Below are 20,270 nucleotides of genomic sequence, written 5' to 3' on the forward strand. Positions count from 1 at the left end.
CGTCCCTCGCCGGTAGTCCGGGTCGGCAGCGATCGGTGAAGCAGAAAGCTCAACCCGCGAGGGTGGAATCCCCCTGCTTCAGCTGGGGGAGATGTCAACGTTGCTCCTCCTGACCCATCGCGGCGCGGAACAGTCCGGCCATACCGTGCTCCAGCAACGCCGGGCCGTCCAGCCCGGCGAAAAGATTGGGGAAGACCGCGACCAGGCCGGTCCAGCCGGTCTGGTGCGAGGCGCCCAGGCCGGCGCCGTTGTCGCCGTGGAAGTACTCGGCGAACGTGATCAGGTCCCGCCAGTGCTCGCCGGCGAAGACGTCCTGGCCGCCGTGGCAGGGCCGGTGCCCGTCCGGGCCGGGCAGGAAGATCCGGGTGAGCCGGTCGGAGATCTCCCGCGCCACCTCGAACAGGTTCTTCTGTACGCCGGACCCGGTCGGGCACTCCACGGTGAAGTCGTCGCCGTAGGCCACGTACAGGTTGAGCAGGGCCCGGATCATCAGGGCGTTGACCGGGAACCAGACCGGGCCGCGCCAGTTCGAGTTGCCGCCGAACATCCCGCTGTCCGACTCGGCGGGCTGGTAGGAGACCCCGTACGTGGTGTCGCCGACGCCGAACTCGAACGGCTGGCCGGCGTGGTGCCGGGAGAGCGAGCGCAGCCCGTACGGGCTGAGGAACTCCTCCTCGTCCAGCATCCGGGCCAGGATCCGGCGCAGCCGCGTCTCGTCGAAGAGCGCGAGCAGCCGGCCCCGCGCGTCGATCATCGTGATCGCCGGGTGCCGTTCCAGGAACCCCTGCTCCTCGGCGATCACCCCGGGGTGCCGGTTGATCAGCTCCGGGTCGTAGACGGTCGCGGCCGCCAGCGGCAGCAGCCCCACCATCGAGCGCACCCGCAGCCGCTGCGACGAGCCGTCCGGCAGCCGCAGCAGGTCGTAGTAGAAGCCGTCCTCCTCGTCCCACATCGACCCGCTGCCGGTGGCGATCCACGCGAAGTGCTCGAAGTAGGTCTGCGCCTGCTCCACGTAGACCGGGTCCTCACGGGACAGCTCCAGCGCGATCTGCAGCATGTTCTGGCAGTACAGCGCCATCCACGCGGTGCCGTCGGCCTGGTCCAGGTGCCCGCCGGTGGGCAGCGGCGCGCTGCGGTCGAAGACACCGATGTTGTCCAGGCCCAGGAAGCCGCCCTGGAAGACGTTGCGCCCGTCGACGTCTTTCCGGTTCACCCACCAGGTGAAGTTCTTCGACAGCTTGTGGAAGACCCGTTCCAGCCAGTCGTGGTCGCCGTGCCCGGTGCGCGCCTTCTCCAGCTCGTGGATCAGGTAGGCGGCCCACGCGTGCACCGGCGGGTTGACGTCGCCGAAGTTCCACTCGTAGGCCGGGATCTGCCCGTTCGGGTGCAGGTAGCGGCGGCTGAGCAGCAGGTCCAGCTGGCCCTTGGCGAACCCCACGTCGACGGCGCTCAGCGCGACCGCCTGGAACGCCAGGTCCCAGGCCGCGAACCACGGGTACTCCCAGGTGTCCGGCATCGAGATGATGTCGTGCGCGTCCAGGTGGAACCATTCGCCGTTGCGGATGTCCGGCGCGTCCAGCGGGTTGCGGCCGTGTTCGCGCAGCCAGCGCTCCACGTCGTAGCCGAAGTACTGCTTGGACCAGAGCATGCCGGCCAGCGCCTGCCGGGCCACCTGCCGTTCCGGCTCGCTCAGCGCCGGCGCGAACAGGTCGCGGTAGAACTCGTCCGCCTCGGCGCGGCGCGCCTCGACGACCTCGTCGAACTCCGCTTCGGACACGGTGCGCCGCTGGTCACCGAGCATGGTCCGTACGATCGAAGAACCGCCGGCGGACAGCGTCACGGTGACCAGAGCGGCGGCCTTGGTCCCGGTCTCGTCCGGGTTGACCGCGCCCTTCTCGCCCTGCACCAGGAACCGGCCGATCGCGTCCTTGCGCCCGTCCGCGTTGTCGGTGAACAGCACCGGCGGATCGCCGAGGCAGGTCCACCAGCGGTCGCCGAGCCGCTCGTGCCCGGCCTGCACCACGCCCCCACCGACGTGGCGCAGATGCGCCCGGTCGCCGGTGGCCCGGAACCAGACGGTGGGCAGCACGTGCAGCTCGGCCTGCTCGGGACCCCGGTTGTGCACGGTGACCCGGGTGAGGATCTCCTCCGGCCCGGCCTTGGCGTATTCGATCACCACGTCGAAGTACCGGTCCTCGGCGAAGATCCCGGTGTCCAGCAGCTCGTACTCGAAGTCGCCGCGCCCGCGCGCCCGGTTCGTCGCGACCAGGTCCTGGTACGGGAAGGCCCGCTGCGGATACTTGTAGACCATCCGCATGTACGAGTGCGTCGGCGTCCCGTCGACGTAGAAGTAGTACTCCTTGACGTCCTCGCCGTGGTTGCCCTCGGCGTTGGTCAGCCCGAAGAAGCGCTCCTTGAGGATCGGGTCGTGCCCGTTCCACAGCGCCACCGCCAGGCACAGCTGCTGACGGTCGTCGCTGAAACCGCCGATACCGTCCTCGCCCCACCGGTACGCCGTCGACCGGGCCTGCTCGTGACTGAGGTGATCCCAGGCGTCCCCGCCAGGGCTGTAGTCCTCCCGGACCGTCCCCCACTGCCGTTCGCTGAGGTACGGCCCCCAGTGCCGCCAGTCCACGGCGGCGGTGTCGGCGTCTTGCAGGCGCCGTTGCTCGGCATTCGTCGTCATACCGTCAGGCTGAGCAGCCCCCGGGTCAGCGCACGTCCTCCCGAAGGGATGAAACCGCGTCCTCGACGGTCGGGTAGAAGTGCGCCGGGTCGATCGTCCGGGTCAGCTTGTACCTGTCGATCTTCTCCCGCACCGGGCTCTTCAGCTCGGCGAAGACCAGCGAGATCCCGGCCGCGTTGAGCTCCTCGTCCAGTTCCTCGAGCATGTCCGCGGCGGTGGTGTCGATGTCGGTGATCGGTTCGGCGGCCACCACGATCCACCGGGGTTTCGGCTCGGCCCGGGCCAGCGCACGCACCTCCTCGCGGAACGTCCGGGCGTTCGCGAAGATCAGCGGCGCGTCGAACCGGAAGATCGTCATGCCGGGCACCGCGGCGGCGCCCGGGAAGTCCCGCACGTCGTGGTACCCGTTGATCCCGTCGGGCCGCCCCAGCACGGTCCGGTACGGCCACCAGGCGCGCCGGAACACGTTGAGCGCCGACAGGCCGACCGCGACACCGATCCCGGGCAGCACGCCGAGCAGCGCCACCCCCAGGAAGGCCGCCGCGGCCAGGGCGAACTCGACCCGGCGCTGCCGCCAGAGCCGGCGCATCCCGGGCACGTCGGCCAGCGACAGCGACGCGGCGATCACCACGGCGGCCAGCACCGGCTGCGGCAGGTTGCGCAGCAGACCGGGCGCCAGGACCAGCAGCAGGGTGATGGCGGCCGCGCCGACCAGCCCGGTCAGCTTGGTGCGCGCGCCGGCCCGGAACGCCACCGCGGTGCGGGAACCGCTGGTGCTGACCGGGAAGCCCTGGAAGAACGCGGCCGACAGGTTGGCGGCGCCGATGCCGAGCATCTCCCGGTTGCCGTGCACCTCCTGACCGGTGCGGGCGGCGAACGCCGACGCGGTGGAGATGGTGTCGGTGACCGAGACCAGCGTGATGCCCAGCGCGCCGACCGCGAGCAGCCCGAGATCCGCCCAGCTCGCCGACGGCAGCGTGAACGGCGGGAACCCGCGCGGCAGCGCACCGATCACCTGCACACCCCGCTCGGTCAGGCCGAACGCCGGAACCGCGAGGATCGCGCCGACCACCACGAGCAGGATGCCCGGCACCCGGGGCGCGAACCGGCCCAGCAGCAGGATCACCAGCAGGCCGAGCCCGCCGACGGCCAGCGCGGCGGGCACCGTCTCGCCGTTCGCCACGCCGCGCACGAACCCGGCCGCCTCGGCGAACAGGCCGTCGCCGTCCACCGAGAAGCCGAACAGTTTGGGCAGCTGACCGATCAGGATCGTCACGGCCAGGCCGTTGACGTAGCCGAGCTGGGTGGGATGCGACAGCAGGTCGGCCACGAAACCCAGCTTGGCCACCGCGGCCACCGTCATCATCACCCCGACCAGCAGGGCCAGCATCGAGGCGAGCGCGACCGCCCGGCCCGGGTCACCGCCGGACGCCACGATCGGCAGGATCACTGCCGCGATCATCGGGCCCAGCGACGAGTCCGGGCCGAGGACCAGGACCTTGGAGGGGCCGACGATCGCGTACGCCAGCAGGCACAGGATCGACGTGTAGAGGCCGGTGATCGCGGGCAGGCCGGCGAGTTCCGCGTACGCCATGCCCTGCGGCACCAGCAGGGTGGTCAGCACGATCCCGGCGATCAGGTCCCGTCCGTAACCGCGCACCACCACTCCCCTGCCGGACTGCTCCCCTGCCGGACTGCTCCCCTGCCGGGACGCGAGGGCGCCGCACGGCGAACCGGGCGGCGCCCACACTCTCGAATCGGAAGGCTACTGGTTGGCGCCCGCGCCGTGCAGCGCCTCCTGCAGCTCCTCCTCGGTCTCCTTGGGCAGCGACGACTTGAGCACCGTGCCGCCGAACTTGCTCAGCGACTCGACCGCCTTGTCCGGGGTGACCGCCTCGACCACCAGGAACAGCGCCGAGGTGCCCGGTTGGAGCTCACTGCGGATCCGGTCCTGGAACTCCTTGTTGATCGCGCCCTTGGCGAGTTTGCCGGTGAGCGCGCCCAGGCCGGCGCCGACCGCCATGCCCAGGATCGGGATGAAGAACAGCATCCCGAACAGCAGACCCCAGAACATCCCCCAGGTAGCGCCGCCGCCGACCGCGTGGTGGTTGGTGGTGACGTGGAACTTGCCCTCCCGGTCCCGGATGATCACCGCGATCGCGTCCGGCTGGATGATCAGATCCTTGGCCAGCCGGTTGGCCTCCAGCGACGCCGCTGTCGCGGTGGTCTCGTCGGGGTATCCGATGGCGACCAGTGTTGCCATGACGTGCTCCTTTTCGTTGCCTCGGCTACGTCCCGACAAGTCAGCCACGCACCGCCGCCACGATCCTCATTCCGTACGGATGACTTCCCGGACGACTTCCGGGCGCGAGGCCGCATTCATCCCCGCCGGGCGATGCCGCCCGGACCGCTCGGGGCGAAGGTCAAGGACACCTTTTTTCGTACGACGGGAGCCGGTCATGCAGGAGCGTTACGAGATCCGGGTACGGGGCTTCCTGGGGCCCCTGCTCCGCAAGGTGCTGGGTGACCTGCGGATCCGGACCCTCCCCCGGCAGAGCACGATCAGCGGCCGGCTCTCCGACGACGACCTGGAGCGCCTGCTCACCCGCCTGGACCACTCCGGCGTGCAGATGGTCTGCCTGAGCCGCAGCCCGTCCGGCGCCGGAGAGCGCTGATGACCGAGCCGGCGGCCCCGGTGCTGCCCCGCGGCGTGCTGGTGCTGCTGGGCTTCGCCTGTGTGGTGGTGGTGGTGGCCGGGCTGCGCTGGGTCGCCGACCTGGTCGGGCCGGTCTTCCTGGGCCTGATGCTGGTGGTCACGGTCAGTCCGCTGACCGCCTGGCTGCGCCGTCGCCGGGTGCCGGTCTGGCTGGCCGCGATACTCACCGTACTGGTGCTCTACCTGATCCTGGTCGCGCTGGGCGGCGCGCTGGCCGCCTCGGTCACCCGCTTGATCGACCTGATGCCGGCCTACCAGGAACAGTTCGCGGCGCTGCGCGACGACCTGGCCGACGGGCTGCGCACCCTCGGGATCAGCACCGGGCAGGTGCACGCCGCGGTGGCCGGCGTCGACGGCGAGTCGGTGGCCCACCTGGTCACATCGCTGTTCGGCGGGCTGGCCGGGCTGCTGTCGAACACCCTGTTCCTGCTCGCCGTGCTGCTGTTCATGGCCCTGGACGCGGTGGACTTCCCGGCCCGGCTGCGCTCGCTGGCCGGCGAGCGCCCGCAGGTGGCCGCGGCGCTGCAGTCGTTCGCCGGCGGCACCCGCCGCTACCTGGTGGTCTGCACGGCGTTCGGGCTGATCGTGGCGGTCCTCGACACGCTGCTGCTGTGGGCCCTGGACGTGCCGCTGCCGGTGCTCTGGGGGCTGCTGTCGTTCATCACCAACTACATCCCGAACATCGGCTTCGTGATCGGCGTGATCCCGCCGGCGCTGCTGGGCCTGCTGCAGGGCGGACCCGACCTGATGCTCGCGGTGATCGTGTTGTACTGCGCGATCAACTTCGTGATCCAGTCGGTGATCCAGCCGAAGATCGTCGGGGACGCGGTGGGGTTGTCGGCGACCGTCTCGTTCCTGTCGCTGATCTTCTGGGCCTGGGTGCTCGGCGCGCTCGGCGCGCTGCTGGCCATCCCGCTCACCCTGCTCGCCAAGGGGCTGCTGGTCGACATCGACCCGGGCACCCGATGGCTGAACCTGCTGCTCGCCGACACGGTCACCACGGAACCGGCGGAACCGGAGGACGACGCCGAATCGCCCGCGGGGGATGAAGTTCCGGCCGCACCCGCGCGGTGACGATGGATCGATGACGGCTTTTACGGTATGGAAGTACGACGACCCCAAGGGTGCCGAGCAGGCGTACGGCACCGTCAAGTACGCCGCCGCCGACGGCCTGGTGAAGATCGTCGACCACGCGGTGGTGACCTGGCCCGAGGGGGCCGAGCAGCCCGAGATGCACCACACGCACTCGCACACCCTGCGCGGCACCGGCTGGGGTGCGTTCTGGGGCGTGGTGATCGGCGGCCTGCTGTTCATCCCGGTGGCCGGCGCCGTGGTCGGCGCCGGGCTGGGCGCCCTCGCCAAGATCACCGAGGGGACCGCGATCACGCCGGACCAGCTGGAGCGGATCCGCGCCGAGATCACCCCGGGGACGTCCGCGCTGTTCCTGGTCACCGGCGACGCCGACCTGGACCGGCTGGGCGAGCGGTTCCACGGCATGGGCCAGCGGCTGATCTCCACCAACCTGACCGAGGCGGAGCGTGACTCGCTCACCGAGGCGTTCGGCGGCAACCGCCCATGACCAAGGGCGAGCGGGCCGGCGCGGACGTGGCGGAGCGGGCCGCGACCGGCCGGGCGGCCCGCGACCGGCTGCCGATCGACGGGCACGGCGTCTTCCGGCCGCCGGCCGACCGCGCCGACCCGGTCCAGATCGTCTTCGACCAGGAGGCCGACCGGCTGCCCGACCTGCTGGCGCTGCGGCACCGGCGGATGCGGGCGTCCCCGCTCGCGTTCTACCGTGGTGCGGCCGCCGTGATGGCCGCCGACCTGGCCGGCCAGCCGGACTCCGGGCTGCGCACCCAGCTCTGCGGTGACGCGCACCTGTTCAACTTCGGGCTGTTCGCCTCACCCGAGCGGCGGCTCGTCTTCGACCTCAACGACTTCGACGAGACCTGCCCGGGCCCGTTCGAGTGGGACCTGAAGCGCCTGCTGGCCAGCGTGGCGCTGGCCGGCCGGGCGAACGGTTTCGGCCGCCGGGTGCGCGCCGGGATCCTGTCCGGCGCCGCCCAGCGCTACCGGACCGCGATGATCCGTTTCGCGGGCGAGGGTGAACTCGACGTCTGGTACGCCCGGGCCGACGTGGACGACCTGGTCACGCGGCTGGCGAAGAGCCGGCGCCGCCGGGTGACCCGGGTCGGCGACAAGGCCCGCGCCCGGACCACCCTGCAGGCGTACCGCAAGCTGACCACGGTGATCGACGGCCGCCGCCGGATCGTCGCCGACCCGCCGCTGGTGGTGCCGGTCGCCGACCTGCTGCCGACGGTGGACCGGATCGCGCTGGAGGACCGGATCCGGACGATGCTCACCGGGTACCGGTCCACGCTGGCCGAGGACCGCCGGCACCTGTTCGACGCGTTCCGGTTCGTCGACATGGCCCGCAAGGTGGTCGGCGTCGGCAGCGTCGGCACCCGCTGCTGGATCATCCTGCTCACCGCCCGGGACGACACCGATCCGCTGCTGCTGCAGGTGAAGGAGGCCGGTGTCAGCGTGCTGGCCGGGCCGGACCCGGTGCCGGACCCGGACGGCGAGGGGCACCGGGTGGTCGCCGGGCAGCGGCTGATGCAGGCCACCGGCGACATCTTCCTGGGCTGGCAGCGGGTGCCCCAGCTGGACGGCCGGACCCGCGACTTCTACGTGCGCCAGCTGCGCGACTGGAAGGGCTCGGTCGCCATCGACGAGCTGACCCCGCGCGGCCTGCGGACGTATGCCGAGCTGTGCGCCTGGACCCTGGCCCGCGCGCACGCCCGGGCCGGCGACCGGATCGCGATTGCCGGCTACCTGGGCCGGCGCGGCCGCTTCGACACCGCCCTGACCGAGTTCGCCGAGTCCTACGCCGACCAGAGCGAACGCGACCACGCCGCCTTCCGCGCCGCCACCAAGTCCTGACCCCGCCCCATCCCCCAGCTGGTCTCCAGGGGTGCCTCAGCGCAGCTGAGGCACCCCTGGAGACCAGCCTCAAACCCGGGCCGCGGGGGCTTCCGGTGAGTGGTCGGGCGTGAGGTCCCGGCTGGTTGCCGGGGGTGTCTCAGCGGCCGTGAGACACCTCTGGGAGCCAGCCGCCTTCCGGCTCGGATCGGCTGTCGGGGTGTCGCTGGGCGATCAGGGTCACGATGATCTCGTAGACGATCAGCAGGATGGCGATCACCAGCAGGGCGGTCCAGGACGAAAGGACCAGGGCGAGGACCGCGGCGACGACCACTCCGGTGATCCGGAGCGGGTCGAGGTGCGCGGCGATCCAGCCGGGCGCGTGCGTGGCCAGCGCGCCCGAGCCGGTGCGCACGCCACGGGCGGTGGCCCGGCCGCCCCGGGCGAGCTGGGAGCGCAGCCAGACCGGGAACCGGCCGGGGCCGACCAGGTAGGCGAGCAGCGCCAGCAGCGCGCCGAGCACGATGAGCTGCGTGCCGCGGTCCCGGAGCAGGCCGAAGATGCTGGTCATCGCGGCGTCGGCGCCGGACCGGTAGGTTCCGTCGGGCACCTGGGCGAGCAACTCCCGGCGGACCGCGCGCAGCACCGCGGTGACCGCGACGGCCGCGATCACCAGCCAGATCCCGAACTGGACGGTGGTGCGCCGGCGGGCGGGCGAGACGACGTACGCCGCGATCAGCAGCAGGATCGCCGCGCCGGTGAACAGGGCCAGATCCCGCTTCGCGGTGGTGACCGCCTCCTGAGCGGCCTTCAGCTTCCCGGCGTCGTAGACGGTGAACTGCGCGAAGTTCGCCGGCAGCGGCACGCCGAGCTGCTCCTGCACCCGTTCGCGCAGGCCGGGCGGTATCGCCCCGCTGCTCAGGTCGGGCAGGGTGATCTCCTTACCGAACATCGTCGGCAGCTGCGCGCTCAGCTCCCGCAGCGCCTGATTGATCAGTGGCAGCAGGTCGATCTGGATCCGGTCGTCATAGGCCGTCACCACCTGGCTGGTCCCGCTGAGCACCGCCATCAGCCGCTGGTGCAACCGCCGGTTCAGCTCCGTCCAGACCAGCTGGAAGCGGTCGCTGCGCAGCACGTTCGTCATCACCTCGCGGACCTGCTCACGCAGCTGCCCGGTCAGCGGACCGGCCACGAACGCGGCCTGCTGCGGCAGCACGGTCCGCAGCCGCTGCTCGACGTCGATCACCTCGAACAGCTGGGTGGTCGCGTACTGGGCGACGGCCGCGGAGACCGCCGGGTCCTGCGGCAGCGGCGCGACGGTGGCCACCCAGCGGTCGGTGTTCAGCGTGGTGCGCGCCGCCCACAGCCCGACCACGCTGGTGACCAGGGCGAACGCCGCCAGCGCGGCGAGCACGGCGGCGATCGCGCGCCGCACGGCCCGGCCGCGGGCCGAACGAGGAGGACGGGGAGGACCGGGCGGGTGCTCCTGCAACTGCGCGCGCAGGGCGGCGTTCTCAGCACGCAGCCGCGCCAGCTCGCCGGGCGCGTCCTCCTCGACGGCGGGACCGTCGGGCGGCAGCGACGACGGGGCCTCGGCGACGGCGGGCGGCGCTGGCGGGGTGTCGTCACCGCGTACCGGAAAGTCGTCGGCGGCGGGTGACGGGCTCGCGGACCTGGTCATGAATCCTCCCTCACCGACCGGACGGCCGGCGGCCGTCGGCCTTGCCGACGTTCGCCGAGCGCGGCGGCCCACGCTTCATCCGGCGGGGATGAACGGCTCCGCCGGCCGGCGGAGCGGACCAGGGCGCTTTCACCCCGGACGGATGAGGCCCGGGGTCCGGCACCCGGGGCAGGCTCGGCCGCATGGCAATGGGCCCGCTGGAACTCATGATCCTTTCCTTTCCCGCGGAACGACTCAACGACGGTGTGCTGGCCACCCTGAACCGGCTCAGCCGAGCCGGCGACATGCGGGTGGTCGACGTCCTGGTGGTGCGCACCGACTCGGCGGGTGGTTCCTGCACGGTGGAGATCTGCGAGCTGCCCGGGTTGCCCCGGGACACCGGATGGGCCCGGCTGGCGACCGGCCTGATCACCGAGACCGACCTGGACGAGGTGGCCCGGCTCGTCGACGACCACACCGACGCGCTGGCCGTACTGCTGGAACACCGCTGGGTGAACGACCTGGCCGGCCGGGTCGCCGCCGTGAAGGGGACAATCGTGGCGCTAACCCACATTCCGGGCGCGCCGGGCCGCCATCGGCCCATGCTGACCACCACGAGCTGAGGGGAAGCGATGACCAGGAGAAAGATCGCGCGGCGGCGGGCCGCCGTCGCCTACGACGTGCTGCGGGGCCGGCCGGTACGGCTCGACTACGGCTACTTCGTCGTCATGCCGCTGCTGGCCGCGGCCGGTGGCGCCCTGATCGGCTGGGGCCTGGAGTCGGCGGTGACCCGGTCCCGGGCCGCCAAGCCGGACGCCGAGGCGACCAGCGTCACGGACCGTCGCGCCGAGTCGGTGAGTGCCTGATGGCCACGCCGACCCGCGACGAGCTGGACGTGATGGGACCGGTCGACTACCTGTGCATCGAGTTCCCGCAGGGCACGCTGACCGGCCGGGCCCTGCCGATGCTGCTGGACCTGGTGGACCGGCGGGTGATCCGGGTGCTGGACCTGCTGTTCGTGCGCAAGTCGCCGGACGGCACGGTGGTCGCCCTGGACGGCCGGGAGCTGGAACTCAGCGGACTCGGCGCGTTCCACGGTGCCGCCTCCGGGTTGCTCGGCGGCGACGACCTGCGCGAAGCGGGTGCGATCCTGGCGCCGGGCGCCGCCGCGGTCCTGCTGGTCTACGAGAACCTGTGGGCCGCACCGCTGGCCCGGCAGCTGCGGGTGTCCGGCGCGCAGCTGGTCGCCGGCGGCCGGATCCCGGTGCAGGGGCTGCTGGCCGCGCTGGACGCGGCCGAGTCGCAGGACAACGCTGTCGCGAGTGGGAGGTGATGGGCGATGCCGGGTCTGCTCCGAGGGATCGCACGAACCGCGGTGATCGCCGGTACGGCCACAGCGGTGTCCAACCGGGTGTCGCGCCGGCAGGCCGGCCGATGGGCACGGCAGGAGCCGGAGGAACAGTACGTCGACGAGCCGGCCGAGGCCGAGCCCGAGCCGGATCCGACGTCCAAGAAGTTGGACCAGCTGCGCCAGCTCGGTGAGCTGAAGGCGCAGGGGCTGCTCGACGCCACCGAGTTCGAGGTGGAGAAGGCCAAGATCCTGAACCCCTGACCACAGCCTGCGGGACCGGGCCGGCCACCACCACGGTGGCCGGCCCGTTCAGCGTGCCGTCACCGCCGGCGTGGTGGCCTGCGCCAACTCCCGGACGAAGTCCGCGCCGGCACCGTGCCGCGCCCACAACCGGCGCTGCCGATCCGCCCCGGTGCCCTCCCGCCGCAGCCGCGCGAACCCGGCGTGCACCGCGGCGAGGTCGGCGCCCAGATAAGGGTCGATCTTGGCCAGCAGCCGGCTCTCCTGCCGCAGCCGGCCCCGGGCGGCCGTCTCCAGGTCGGCGCCGATCCGCCCGTCCGGCGTGGGGACGATCTTCTCCTGCCGCTGGACGTCGTCCTGCAACCCCGCCACCAGGGCGCGGACCACCGCGGCGAACAGCACGCTGTCGGCCACGTCGAGGCAGGTGTCGGCGACCCGCACCTCGATCGTCGGGTAGCGCGGGGAGAGCCGGGCCAGGAAGTACACGCCGGCCGGGTCCATCGCCGTACCGGAATCGACATGATCCTGCACCGCGCGGTCGTAGCGTTCCGCGCTCGCCCAGACCCCCGGCGGCCGGAAGGTCGGCCAGCGCAGCTGTGCCGGATAGCGCGAACTGGCCCACCCGGTGTCGTGGGCGGCCACGAACGGCGAGTTGACCGTGAACGCGAGCAGCACCGGCAGCCACGGCCGCAGCCGGGTCAGCACCGCGGCGGCCAGCTCCCGGTCCGGCACCCCGATGTGCACGTGGCAGCCGCAGGTCCCGCCCTCGGCGGTGGCGTCCGGGAACCGCCGGGCCAGCTCCCGGTAGCGCTCCTCGTCGGTAAGGGCATCCCGCGGGCCGCCGGCCAGCGGCGCCGACCCGGTGGCGACCAGGTACGCACCGGCCTGCCCGGCGGCCTCCGCGGCGACCCGCCGCAGCCGGATCAGGTCCCGGCGCAGCTCGTCCAGGTCCTCGCAGACCCGGGTGCTGGTCTCCAGCTGGTACGCCATGTACTCCGGCTTGATCTGGTCGGCGCCCCGCGCGTCGCGGACCACCGACCGGGCCGCCGGTACCACCGCGCCGTCCGGCCCCAGCAGCAGGAATTCCTCTTCGACACCCATCGTCAGCACGTCGTCAGGGTCGCCGCGCGCGTGGGCGCGGCGCCTCACCCCACCCGGATGACCGCGGTACGCGCGATCTTGTCGTGCACGGCCTGCCGGCGCCGGTCGGCCAGCAGCCACAGCGCCCCGATCGGGAAGAACGCCAGCAGCAGCGCCCGGACCAGCGCACCGGGCCAGCGCACCGGCCGCCCGTCGGCGCGCACCACCCGCACCCCGAGCACCGCCATCCCGGGGGTACGCCCGGCCAGGCTCCAGAACAGCGTGCAGTAGACCACGAGCAGACCGGGCAGGAAGACCAGGTAGCCGGAGAGCACCAGATCGGCCAGGTCCCTGGCACCGGCCCCGACCACCGGGGCGACCACCGCGAGGACGGCCACCCCGGAGCCCGCCAGCAGCGCGACGGCGAGCGCGTCGAGCAGGTACGCCATGGCCCGGCTGACCAGACCGGCGTACCCGGTCATGGCGTGTCGCCGCGCCTCGACATCCGCAGGGTGAAGCGGTCGACGGCCTCGTCGCCGGCGGCCGCACCGGCACGGACCCGGCCGACCGCCTCGCCGACCAGGCTGTCGCGCTGCCCGCGGACCAGTGCGCGGATCCGTTCCGGCTCGGTCTCCAGCACGGTCAGCACCCGTTCGAGCTGGACGTCGATCACCCGGTCGAGCAGCGGCGCGTGCGCGATCTTCTCGACCGCGGCGTCCACCACCCGGTGCGCCTCCCGCCGGCCGCGCTCGCGTTCCGCCGCGCCCCGGTCGGCCAGCAGGATCCAGTAGGCCCAGAGCTCGCCGGCTGTTCGTACGCTCTCCTGGTCCCACCGCGACCGCAGCTCGGCGACCGTGTCCGCGCTCTTCTCCCCGGCCCGGAACACCGCGCCGATCGCGACGTCCCCGAGCTGCCGCAATCCGATCATCGAGGGCTCCTCGCCCGGCGCCGCAGCACCGCCTTGCGGATCTCGGTGGGCACCACCACGAACCCGCCGGCCAGCAGGCAGAGCAGCCAGTGCTCGACGTCCAGGCTGGTGGTGTGCAGGATCTTCTGGAACAGGCCGAACTCGGTGGCCAGCACGATCGCCGCGGCCGACATCCCGGTGGTGATCACGAAGCGCTTGTCGCCGAACGTCTCCAGGCTGAAGACCGAGCGGATCTCGCTGCGCACGGTGAACGAGAACGCCAGGTTGGCGATGGAGAACGCGGTCAGACCCATGGTGCGGGCCTGGTCGACGCTGTTGTCCCGGTCCGCCCACCAGATCACCAGCAGCGTGATCGCGCCCATCAGCAGGCCGAGCAGACCGAGCCAGCCGAGCGCCCGGCGGGTCAGCAGCGGTTCGTCGGAGCGGCGTGGCGGGCGGTCCATGATGTCCGCCTCGGCCTTGCCGTAGCCGAGGCCGACCGCCTGGAAGACCTGGGTGGTGAAGTTCAGCCACAGGCTCTGCAACGGCTGGAACGGCACCCCGGCGGCGATGTTGCCGATGCTGGCGCCGAGGAACGTGACGATCATGCCGGCCAGCACGCCCATCTGGAAGAAGATGTACTTCTTCAGGTTGGCGTAGAGCGCGCGGCCCAGCTCGACGGCCTTCACGATGGTGGCGAAGTCGTCGTCGGTGAGGATCATCGCGGCGGCTTCCTTGCTCACCTCGGTGCCGGTGATCCCCATCGCGATGCCGATGTCCGCCTTCTTCAGCGCCGGGGCGTCGTTCACCCCGTCGCCGGTCATCGCGACGATGTGGCCCTTGCGCTTGAGCACCTCGATCAGGCGGACCTTGTGCTCCGGGGTGACCCGGGCGATCACACCGATCCCGCCGATCTCCCGGTCCGCCTCCTCGTCGCTCATCGCGGCGAACTCGGCGCCGGTGATCGCCCGGCCGCGGATGCCGAGCTTGCCGGCGATCGCCGCCGCGGTGATCGCGTGATCTCCGGTGATCATGCGGACCTCGATGCCGGCCGCGTGCGCCTGCGCGATCGCGTCCTTGGCCTGCGGCCGCGCCGGGTCGACGATGCCCACCAGGGCGAGCGGCTCCAGGTCGTGCAGCAGGTCGAGCAGGTCGCCGTCGACGGTGTCCAGATCGCACCGGGCGGTGGCCATCACCCGCAGACCCTGCCGGGCCATCCGCTCGTTCTCGGCCAGGTACCGTTCGTGCTGCTCCGGGGTGACCCGGCAGCGGGCGAGAACCTGGTCCGGGGCGCCCTTGACGAAGCACCGAATTTTCCCCGACATTTCGTGGAATGTCGCCATCAGTTTGTACGCCGAGTCGAACGGCAGCTCCGCCACCCGCGGGTACTTCTCCCGGGTGGCCACCGCGTCCAGCCCGCCCTTCTCGGCGAGCACCACGAGCGCACCCTCGGTCGGGTCGCCGATCAGCGCGCCGTCGGTGACCACCGCGTCCGAGGCGAGGATCATCGGCAGCAGGTACTCCTCCAGCGGCACGTCCGGTTCCCCGGCCACCCGCTTGATCGAGCCCTCGATGGCGTAACCGCCACCGGAGACCACGTAGCGCCGCCCCGGGATGGCCATCTCGGCGGCGGTCATCTGGTTCAGGGTCAGCGTCCCGGTCTTGTCCGAGTTGATCGCCGAGGTGGAGCCGAGCGTCTCGGTGGAGCGCAGCCGCTTGACGATCGCGTTCGACCGGGCCAGCAGCTGGGTGCCCATCGACAGGATCGTGGTGACCACGGCCGGCAGCCCGGTCGGGATGGCGGAGACGGCGAACGCCACCGCGGCCGTGAAGACCACGGTGAACTCGTTGCCCCGGGCCAGGTTGATCACCACCGAGGCGAGCAGCGCGAACCCGGCGATGAACAGGATCTGGTTGGTGAGCGTGCTGAGCTGCCGGGTCAGCGGGGTCTGCGCGTCCTTCTCGGCCTGCAGCATCCCGGAGATCCGGCCCACCTCGGTGGCCATCCCGGTCGCGGTGACCAGCAGCTCGCCCGAGCCCCGGGTGACGTTGGTGTTCATGTACGCCATGTCCGACCGGTCACCCAGGTCGGTCTGTGCCGACGCGACCGGCTCGACGTTCTTGGCGACCGGCAGGCTCTCCCCGGTCAGCGCCGACTCGCCGATCTCCAGGGTGGCCGCCCGCAGCAGCCGCCCGTCGGCCGGGACCACGTCACCGGCCTCGATCTGCACCACGTCGCCGGGCACGAGCTCCTCGGCGGGCAGCTCGGCCAGGGCGCCGTCCCGGCGGACCCGGGCCTTGACGATCATCATCTTCTGCAGCGCGTCGATCGCGGCCGCCGCCTTGCCCTCCTGGTGCAGGCCCAGGGCCGCGTTCAGCAGGGTGAGCGCGATCAGCAGCACGCCGGTGCCCCACTGCTTGAGCGGGTAGAGGCTGCCCAGGCCGGCGAGGAGCAGCACGATCTGCATGGGGTCGGCGTACTGCCGGACGAAGGAGCGCCACCAGGGTTCCTTCTTCGCCTCGGCGAACCGGTTCGGGCCGTACCGGTCCCGGCGCGCGGCGGCCTCCTCGCTGCTGAGGCCGTGCTGCTGGTCGACGTTCTCGGCCGCGAGGGCCTCCGGGACGGTGAGCACGTGGAAGACCGGGGTCTCCTCGGTCATGGTCGCCATCGCGGGCCTACCGGTACTGCTGCGGGTAGGGCCGCGGCGACGGCTGCCCGCCGGTGCGCACCAGCCGGGTCGCGGTCCGGGCGGTACCGGCCACCAGCGAGCCGATCGCGATGCCGAGGATCATGTTCAGCCCGGCGGTGTAGAACTGCTCGGCGCGGGCCGCGTCGGTGACGAACGGCGCGAGCATCCCGACCACCGTGGCCAGGCCGACCACCCAGCCGAAGAACCGCATCGGCCGGGGTGTGGTGAGGATCAGGACGTGTGCCACGCCCGTGGCGACCAGGGCGGCGAGGGCGGCGCCGAGGGCGTACCAGCCGGTGCTCGCGTCGCCCCAGGCGCCCTTGCCCTTCGGTGCCAGCACGTCGACGTCGAAGATCCCGCGGCCGAGCAGGATCCCGGCGATCGCGATCAGGGCCGCGATCGCCGCGGTGGCGCCGCCACCGGCCCACAACTTCCCGGCGTTGACGGTGGGTTTCACAGGTTCGGAGGTCATCGGATTCTCCTCGGTCACACGGCAGCTGCCGCGCTGAGAATCGCCGGGACCGGCCTCCGGCACCTCATCCAGCGAGGATGAGCGCACGAAACACCGCACGCCGCCGCCCCGGGCAGGGCGACGGCGTGCGGTGTCGTGACGGTCAGCCGCGGGAGCGCGGCAGGCAGCACTTCTTGTACTTGTTGCCGGAGGCGCACCAGCAGGCCGCGTTGCGCTCCGGCGGCCAGCTGATCCGCGCCGAGCTGGCGCTGAGCTGCCGGGCGTAGGCGGCACGGGTCTTCGCCTCGGCCGGGTCGCCGACCTTCTTCAGGTTGGCGAGCACACCCGGCAGCAGGGCCAGGTCGGTGCCGCCGACGGCGGTCAGCCGGACCAGCTCGCGCTCCAGGCCGGCCCGGTGCCCGTCGAAGGTCCCGCCGTACTGCGCGGACACCTCGCCCAGCTGATCGAACTCGGTCTGCGCCCAGAACACCAGGTCGGGCGCCTCGGTGGCCGCCGCGGGGCCGGCGGTGGTCAGCTTGCTCTCCAGCCGCTCGGCGAGGTTGTCGTGCGTGTCGTGCGGCAGGCCGATCGCGTGCCGGACCCGGTGCCGCTGCTGGAGCAGGAAGAAGAGCAGGCCGGCGTCGTCCGGGTCGGTCGGTTCGGCGGCGGATCCCCGGTCGGCCAGGACCGACTGGACCGCTTCGCTCAGCCACTGCTCGGCGATCCGGTTGCGGCCGCCGACGGCCAGGGCGGCACTGATGTACGCCGCGGCGTCCGGGTACTGGGTGAGCGCCGGGCGCAACGGCTCGAGCTCGGCCAGCGCCTCGTCCTCGCGGCCGGTGCGGAACAGGATCCGCGCGCGCAGGGCCCGGGCCGCGGCCACCTGGCCGTCGTCCCGCTTCCCGTACGCCTCGAGGGCCCGCTCGACGTACGTCGCAGCAGCCTCGAGTTTCGCCCGGCTCTCGGCGATCTCGGCGGCCAGGGTGAGGGCGAGCCCGGCGTCCGCCGGGTCGGCCAGCCGTCCGGTATCGGCGGCGTCGGCCAGGTCGGCCGCCACGCCGAGCGGGTCGGCCGCGCCGAGCGCGGACTGCCGGATCTGGGTCAGGTCTGCGCTGGTGAGTTCAGCTGTCAAAGGCACGCCGCCACGCTACTGCGCGCACCGCCCCGGCGGCTGTTGATCTGAGTCTCACCCGGCGTCCGGTTGCGCCCATCCGCCGCGGATGACGCGCCCGGCTCGGCACGGCTGGTACTCCGGTACCGGACCTGTCGCACGTCGCTAGGAGGTTCCGTGGCCAAGAAGACCGGGCACCAGCGCCTGGACCGCCAGCTGTACGAGACCGAACTGGCCCGGCTGCAGGCGGAGCTGGTGAAGGCGCAGGAATGGGTGCGCTCGACCGGCGCGCGGGTGGTGGTCCTCTTCGAGGGCCGGGACGCGGCCGGCAAGGGCGGCACCATCAAACGGGTGACGGAGTTCCTGAACCCGCGGGTCGCGCGGATCGTGGCGCTCCCGGCACCGACCGAACGGCAGCGCACCCACTGGTACTTCCAGCGGTACGTCGAGCAACTCCCGGCGGCCGGCGAGATCGTGCTGTTCGACCGCAGCTGGTACAACCGCGCGGGTGTGGAGCGGGTGATGGGCTTCTGCACCAAGCAGGAGTACACGCGTTTCCTGCACCAGTGCCCGATCGTCGAACGCCTGCTCGTCGAGGACGGGATCCTGCTGCGCAAGTACTGGTTCTCGGTGAGCGGCCGCGAGCAGCAGCGGCGGTTCCGGGCCCGGCTGAAGGACCCGATGCGGCGCTGGAAGCTGTCCCCGATGGACGTGGAGTCGATCAACCGTTGGGAGGAGTACTCCCGGGCCAAGGACGAGATGTTCGTCCACACCGACATCCCGGAGGCGCCGTGGTGCGTGGTGGACGCGGAGGACAAGCGGCGGGCGCGGATCAACATGATCGCGCATCTGCTGGCCGGCATCCCGTACACCGAGGTCGAACAGCCGAAGATCCATCTGCCGGACCGGCCGGAGAGCACCGGATACCACCGCACCCCGCGCGAGCTGCAGTCGATCATCGAGGACCACGCCGCGACGCTGGAGAAGAACGCCGCGTGACGACCCGCCGGTTCATGCCTGCGGGATGAGGCAGTGGCCCGCTTCGCGGCACACCGTAGGAATTCGGACCGGGATGTCGTCGGCTCCCGACGCAGGCCCGGCGACATACGTCCGTGGAGGCGCGGGTGTCCAGATACGCAGTTCGATCCCGGGTGGGGCGCGGCAGACGCCAGCTCGCCGCGGCGGTGGTCCTCGCCCTGTCCGCCGGTCTGCTGACCGGCTGCGGCGACGACAGTGGTGTCCCGGTCGTCACCTGGTACATCAACCCCGACAACGGCGGGCAGAGCCGGCTCGCCGAGCGGTGCGCGGCCGCCGCCGGCGGGACGTACCGGGTCGACGTGCAGGTGCTGCCGAACGACGCGTCCCAGCAACGCGAGCAGCTGGTCCGGCGGCTGGCGGCCAAGGACAGCTCGATCGACGTGATGAGCCTCGATCCGCCGTTCGTCGCGGAGTTCGCCAACGCCGGGTTCCTGCGCCCGTTCGACGCCTCGGACACCGCGGCGCTGACCGAGGACGTGCTGCGCGGCCCGCTGCAGACCGCGTACTGGAAGGATCAGCTGGTCGCGGCGCCGTTCTGGGCCAACACGCAGCTGCTGTGGTACCGCAAGTCGGTCGCCCGGGCGGCCGGCGTCGACCCCGCCGCGACCGGCTTCACCTGGGACGCGATGATCCGCGCGGCGGAGAGCCAGCGCAAGGTGATCGGGGTGCAGGCCAACCGGTACGAGGGCTACATGGTCTGGATCAACGCGCTGGTGGCGTCGGCGGGCGGCGAGATCCTCGGCGACGTCGAGGCCGGCAAGGACGCCACGCCGGAGATCGCCGGGCCGGCCGGCGACGACGCGGCCCGGATCATCGGCGACCTGGCCCGGTCGCCGGCGGCGCCACCGGCCATGTCGACGATGGGCGAGGAGGAGGCCCGCTCGGCCTTCCAGGGCCCGTCCGGCGGCTTCATGGTCAACTGGCCGTACGTGTACAGCGCCGCGAAGGAGTCGGTCGCCAGTGGCGGCATCGGCCAGGACGTCCTCGACGACATCGGCTGGGCACGGTACCCGCGGGTGGCCGCCGGCACGCCGAGCAAACCGCCGCTGGGCGGCATCAACCTGACCGTCGGCGCCTTCTCCGAGCACCCCGAGCAGGCCCTGGACCTGGTCCGGTGCGCCACCTCGCTGCCGAACACCATCGCCTACATGCTCGACGCCGGCAACCCGGCGGCGCGCGGGGCCGCGTACGACGACCCGGGGGTGCGCCAGGCGTACCCGATGGCGTCGGTGATCCGGCAGTCGATCAACGACGCCGGGCCGCGGCCGATCACGCCCTACTACAACGACGTCTCCACCTCGGTGCAGATCACCTGGCACCCGGCCACCGGCGTCACCGCACCCGCGACCCCCGAGGAGTCCGCGGCCTTCATGTCCGACGTCCTGCAGGGCAGACGGCTGCTGTGAGCTGAGAGGAGC

20 protein-coding genes are annotated in these 20,270 nt (G+C 72.1%); 10 read left to right on the plus strand and 10 right to left on the minus strand.

What is annotated here, in order from left to right:
• Positions 1-94: 94 nt before the first annotated feature.
• The 3 genes from ADL15_RS32775 to ADL15_RS32785 form a co-directional block, all read right to left on the minus strand.
• Positions 95-2,686 carry an MGH1-like glycoside hydrolase domain-containing protein gene (locus tag ADL15_RS32775; protein WP_067699264.1) on the minus strand — a complete coding sequence of 864 codons (2,592 nt, stop codon included), beginning with the start codon at positions 2,684-2,686 and terminating at the stop codon, positions 95-97.
• Positions 2,687-2,711: 25 nt separating this feature from the next.
• On the minus strand, positions 2,712-4,346 hold the full coding sequence (locus tag ADL15_RS32780) for a SulP family inorganic anion transporter (RefSeq protein WP_232344704.1): 1,635 nt from the start codon (positions 4,344-4,346) through the stop codon (positions 2,712-2,714).
• Between the two features lie 105 nt (positions 4,347-4,451).
• Positions 4,452-4,949 carry a DUF1269 domain-containing protein gene (locus ADL15_RS32785; protein WP_067699268.1) on the minus strand — a complete coding sequence of 166 codons (498 nt, stop codon included), beginning with the start codon at positions 4,947-4,949 and terminating at the stop codon, positions 4,452-4,454.
• 196 nt (positions 4,950-5,145) lie between these two features.
• Between ADL15_RS32785 and ADL15_RS32790 the strand changes: the two genes are divergently transcribed.
• The 4 genes from ADL15_RS32790 to ADL15_RS32805 are packed head-to-tail and all read left to right on the plus strand — an operon-like array spanning position 5,146 to position 8,345.
• Positions 5,146-5,361, plus strand: coding sequence for a hypothetical protein (locus tag ADL15_RS32790; protein WP_067699270.1), 216 nt, complete (start codon positions 5,146-5,148; stop codon positions 5,359-5,361).
• Positions 5,361-6,476, plus strand: a complete 1,116-nt coding sequence (locus tag ADL15_RS32795) for an AI-2E family transporter (RefSeq protein ID WP_067699272.1) — start codon at positions 5,361-5,363, stop codon at positions 6,474-6,476. Before ADL15_RS32790 ends, ADL15_RS32795 begins: the two co-directional genes overlap by 1 nt.
• A gap of 10 nt (positions 6,477-6,486) precedes the next feature.
• Complete coding sequence (locus ADL15_RS32800) at positions 6,487-6,981, plus strand: DUF1269 domain-containing protein (protein ID WP_067699384.1); 495 nt, start codon at positions 6,487-6,489, stop codon at positions 6,979-6,981.
• Positions 6,978-8,345: a DUF2252 domain-containing protein gene (locus ADL15_RS32805; protein WP_067699274.1), complete on the plus strand. Its 1,368-nt coding sequence runs from the start codon at positions 6,978-6,980 to the stop codon at positions 8,343-8,345. Before ADL15_RS32800 ends, ADL15_RS32805 begins: the two co-directional genes overlap by 4 nt.
• Before the next feature lie 139 nt (positions 8,346-8,484).
• Here ADL15_RS32805 and ADL15_RS32810 read toward each other — a convergent pair whose 3' ends face one another.
• Complete coding sequence (locus ADL15_RS32810) at positions 8,485-10,005, minus strand: hypothetical protein (protein WP_232344705.1); 1,521 nt, start codon at positions 10,003-10,005, stop codon at positions 8,485-8,487.
• Positions 10,006-10,187: 182 nt separating this feature from the next.
• On the opposite strand from ADL15_RS32810, the gene ADL15_RS32815 reads away from it, so the two are divergent.
• Genes ADL15_RS32815 through ADL15_RS32830 form a run of 4 tightly spaced genes read left to right on the plus strand, consistent with a single transcriptional unit; the run spans position 10,188 to position 11,596 of the window.
• On the plus strand, positions 10,188-10,607 hold the full coding sequence (locus ADL15_RS32815) for a DUF6325 family protein (RefSeq protein ID WP_067699276.1): 420 nt from the start codon (positions 10,188-10,190) through the stop codon (positions 10,605-10,607).
• Between the two features lie 9 nt (positions 10,608-10,616).
• Positions 10,617-10,850: a hypothetical protein gene (locus tag ADL15_RS32820; RefSeq protein ID WP_067699278.1), complete on the plus strand. Its 234-nt coding sequence runs from the start codon at positions 10,617-10,619 to the stop codon at positions 10,848-10,850.
• Positions 10,850-11,317: a DUF6325 family protein gene (locus ADL15_RS32825; RefSeq protein WP_198171108.1), complete on the plus strand. Its 468-nt coding sequence runs from the start codon at positions 10,850-10,852 to the stop codon at positions 11,315-11,317. Before ADL15_RS32820 ends, ADL15_RS32825 begins: the two co-directional genes overlap by 1 nt.
• Positions 11,318-11,323: 6 nt before the next feature.
• Positions 11,324-11,596, plus strand: coding sequence for an SHOCT domain-containing protein (locus ADL15_RS32830; protein WP_067699280.1), 273 nt, complete (start codon positions 11,324-11,326; stop codon positions 11,594-11,596).
• Positions 11,597-11,644: 48 nt separating this feature from the next.
• On the opposite strand, the gene ADL15_RS32835 is transcribed toward ADL15_RS32830, so the two are convergent.
• From ADL15_RS32835 to ADL15_RS32860, 6 genes are all read right to left on the minus strand, one after another.
• Positions 11,645-12,676: a carboxylate-amine ligase gene (locus ADL15_RS32835; RefSeq protein ID WP_067699282.1), complete on the minus strand. Its 1,032-nt coding sequence runs from the start codon at positions 12,674-12,676 to the stop codon at positions 11,645-11,647.
• A gap of 44 nt (positions 12,677-12,720) precedes the next feature.
• Positions 12,721-13,137 carry an RDD family protein gene (locus ADL15_RS32840; RefSeq protein WP_067699283.1) on the minus strand — a complete coding sequence of 139 codons (417 nt, stop codon included), beginning with the start codon at positions 13,135-13,137 and terminating at the stop codon, positions 12,721-12,723.
• Entirely contained in the window at positions 13,134-13,583 is a 450-nt protein-coding gene (locus ADL15_RS32845; RefSeq protein WP_067699285.1) for a hypothetical protein, read from the minus strand. The genes ADL15_RS32840 and ADL15_RS32845 overlap by 4 nt, the downstream gene beginning before the upstream one ends.
• Positions 13,580-16,222 (minus strand): cation-translocating P-type ATPase, encoded by a 2,643-nt coding sequence (locus tag ADL15_RS32850; RefSeq protein WP_157441739.1) that lies wholly within the window; start codon positions 16,220-16,222, stop codon positions 13,580-13,582. The genes ADL15_RS32845 and ADL15_RS32850 overlap by 4 nt, the downstream gene beginning before the upstream one ends.
• A 16-nt stretch (positions 16,223-16,238) precedes the next feature.
• On the minus strand, positions 16,239-16,724 hold the full coding sequence (locus ADL15_RS32855; RefSeq protein ID WP_067699390.1) for a DUF6069 family protein: 486 nt from the start codon (positions 16,722-16,724) through the stop codon (positions 16,239-16,241).
• A 142-nt stretch (positions 16,725-16,866) separates the two neighbouring features.
• On the minus strand, positions 16,867-17,841 hold the full coding sequence (locus tag ADL15_RS32860; protein ID WP_067699289.1) for an SEC-C domain-containing protein: 975 nt from the start codon (positions 17,839-17,841) through the stop codon (positions 16,867-16,869).
• 150 nt (positions 17,842-17,991) lie between these two features.
• On the opposite strand from ADL15_RS32860, the gene ppk2 reads away from it, so the two are divergent.
• Together ppk2 and ADL15_RS32870 are read left to right on the plus strand one after the other, a co-directional pair.
• The gene (gene ppk2, locus ADL15_RS32865) at positions 17,992-18,813 is read left to right on the plus strand and encodes a polyphosphate kinase 2 (RefSeq protein ID WP_067699291.1); all 822 of its coding nucleotides are present in this window, start codon (positions 17,992-17,994) and stop codon (positions 18,811-18,813) included.
• A 125-nt stretch (positions 18,814-18,938) separates the two neighbouring features.
• Positions 18,939-20,258, plus strand: a complete 1,320-nt coding sequence (locus ADL15_RS32870; RefSeq protein ID WP_067699293.1) for an extracellular solute-binding protein — start codon at positions 18,939-18,941, stop codon at positions 20,256-20,258.
• Positions 20,259-20,270 lie beyond the last annotated feature (12 nt).

Source organism: Actinoplanes awajinensis subsp. mycoplanecinus (assembly GCF_001509495.1).
Classification (GTDB): Bacteria; Actinomycetota; Actinomycetes; order Mycobacteriales; family Micromonosporaceae; genus Actinoplanes; species Actinoplanes palleronii.

Coding starts and splice junctions, on each gene's coding strand:
- ADL15_RS32840 (WP_067699283.1), bottom strand. CDS start 13,137: ATGACCGGGTACGCCGGTCTGGTCAGCCGGGCCATGGCGTACCTGCTC.
- ADL15_RS32855 (WP_067699390.1), bottom strand. CDS start 16,724: ATGACCTCCGAACCTGTGAAACCCACCGTCAACGCCGGGAAGTTGTGG.
- ADL15_RS32845 (WP_067699285.1), bottom strand. CDS start 13,583: ATGATCGGATTGCGGCAGCTCGGGGACGTCGCGATCGGCGCGGTGTTC.
- ADL15_RS32850 (WP_157441739.1), bottom strand. CDS start 16,222: ATGACCGAGGAGACCCCGGTCTTCCACGTGCTCACCGTCCCGGAGGCC.
- ADL15_RS32825 (WP_198171108.1), top strand. CDS start 10,850: ATGGCCACGCCGACCCGCGACGAGCTGGACGTGATGGGACCGGTCGAC.
- ADL15_RS32795 (WP_067699272.1), top strand. CDS start 5,361: ATGACCGAGCCGGCGGCCCCGGTGCTGCCCCGCGGCGTGCTGGTGCTG.
- ADL15_RS32815 (WP_067699276.1), top strand. CDS start 10,188: ATGGCAATGGGCCCGCTGGAACTCATGATCCTTTCCTTTCCCGCGGAA.
- ADL15_RS32800 (WP_067699384.1), top strand. CDS start 6,487: ATGACGGCTTTTACGGTATGGAAGTACGACGACCCCAAGGGTGCCGAG.
- ADL15_RS32805 (WP_067699274.1), top strand. CDS start 6,978: ATGACCAAGGGCGAGCGGGCCGGCGCGGACGTGGCGGAGCGGGCCGCG.
- ADL15_RS32830 (WP_067699280.1), top strand. CDS start 11,324: ATGCCGGGTCTGCTCCGAGGGATCGCACGAACCGCGGTGATCGCCGGT.
- ADL15_RS32785 (WP_067699268.1), bottom strand. CDS start 4,949: ATGGCAACACTGGTCGCCATCGGATACCCCGACGAGACCACCGCGACA.
- ADL15_RS32775 (WP_067699264.1), bottom strand. CDS start 2,686: ATGACGACGAATGCCGAGCAACGGCGCCTGCAAGACGCCGACACCGCC.
- ADL15_RS32790 (WP_067699270.1), top strand. CDS start 5,146: ATGCAGGAGCGTTACGAGATCCGGGTACGGGGCTTCCTGGGGCCCCTG.
- ADL15_RS32820 (WP_067699278.1), top strand. CDS start 10,617: ATGACCAGGAGAAAGATCGCGCGGCGGCGGGCCGCCGTCGCCTACGAC.
- ADL15_RS32810 (WP_232344705.1), bottom strand. CDS start 10,005: ATGACCAGGTCCGCGAGCCCGTCACCCGCCGCCGACGACTTTCCGGTA.
- ADL15_RS32835 (WP_067699282.1), bottom strand. CDS start 12,676: ATGGGTGTCGAAGAGGAATTCCTGCTGCTGGGGCCGGACGGCGCGGTG.